Origin of the sequence: Rhizobium terrae, from assembly GCF_003425685.1 — a bacterium.
Classification (GTDB): Bacteria; Pseudomonadota; Alphaproteobacteria; order Rhizobiales; family Rhizobiaceae; genus Neorhizobium; species Neorhizobium terrae.
The window spans coordinates 1-1,052 of sequence record NZ_QJKM01000075.1 but is presented as its reverse complement, the minus strand read 5'-3'; the positions used below and the strand labels follow the sequence as shown (position 1 = coordinate 1,052).

Sequence of the window (1,052 nt, the reverse complement as noted above, 5' to 3'; positions counted from 1 at the left end):
TTAAAGCGTGTCGCAATTATTCAGCCTCATAGCCTGCTGCTTTGAAGAAGTTTCGGCATTCGGCGACGGAGAAGAGGCTGATGATGTCGCCAAGGGCCTGTGTGATCGCATCGAAGCTGCGTGCAGCTTTCTTTCGCAGGAGCGCGTTGAGTTTTGAGAATGCCATTTCTATGGGGTTCAGGTCCGGAGAATAGGGCGGCAGAAACAGAAGCCATGCCCCTTTGGCCCTAACCAATTCCTCGGCGCGCTCGCTTTTGTGGAAGCCGACATTGTCGAGGATGACGACATCGCCCGGCGACAGTGTTGGCGCAAGCTGGGTGTCGATCCAGGTCTCGAAAATGCGACTGTTCATCGGTGCATCGACGATGAAGGGAGCCGTGAGGCCATGGCAGCGCAGTCCGGCAATGAAGGTCTGCGTCTTCCACTTTCCAAAAGGAGCATAAGCGACGAAGCGGCTGCCCTTGGCGGACCATCCGGTGCGCTTTGTCAGGCGCGTGTTCGTCGAGGTTTCATCGACAAAGATGAGACGCGCCAAGGCCTTGTTGAAGAACCGCTTTCGGCGCGTCATCCACAGATCACGCGCCTTGGCGATCTCCGGTCTGCACTGCTCGCTTGCCTTGAGGCTTTTTTTTATTGCTCAGCCCAAGCCGGTGCAGAAACCGGCCGACCGTAGCACGATGGACTTCGACACCGCGCTCAGCCAGTTCCACACACAATTCGTCCAAGGTCACTTCGCCATGGCAAGACACCTGCTCGCGGATCCATTCGCCATGGAAAGAAAGCTTGCCGCCGGGCGGATGGCCCTGCTTGGCGGCGGCAAGAGAACCACCTGACTTATGAAGGATCATCATGTTGTTGACGAAGCGGGGCGAAACCCGGAAATGCCGCGCTGCTTCGCGATGACTATTGCCCTCATTCACAAACGCAACGACACGCTCACGCAACTCGATCGGATGCGGCTTGCCCATGGTTCTTCTCCTTCCATGGACAAACGGAATCACAAATCAGCTCAAACAGGAAGCCCGAATCCGGTTAACCGCGACACGCTTTAG

Annotated in this window: 2 protein-coding genes; both read right to left on the bottom strand. The window is 56.6% G+C overall.

Annotation, left to right across the window (positions count from 1 at the left end; all coding sequences use genetic code 11):
* Positions 1–16: 16 nt before the first annotated feature.
* On the bottom strand, positions 17–568 hold the full coding sequence (locus DMO26_RS34730; protein ID WP_226951527.1) for an IS630 family transposase: 552 nt from the start codon (positions 566–568) through the stop codon (positions 17–19).
* Positions 569–575: 7 nt separating this feature from the next.
* Positions 576–968, bottom strand: coding sequence for a helix-turn-helix domain-containing protein (locus DMO26_RS34725; protein WP_226951526.1), 393 nt, complete (start codon positions 966–968; stop codon positions 576–578).
* Between the last annotated feature and the right edge of the window lie 84 nt (positions 969–1,052).

Coding starts and splice junctions, on each gene's coding strand:
- DMO26_RS34730 (WP_226951527.1), bottom strand. CDS start 568: ATGACGCGCCGAAAGCGGTTCTTCAACAAGGCCTTGGCGCGTCTCATC.
- DMO26_RS34725 (WP_226951526.1), bottom strand. CDS start 968: ATGGGCAAGCCGCATCCGATCGAGTTGCGTGAGCGTGTCGTTGCGTTT.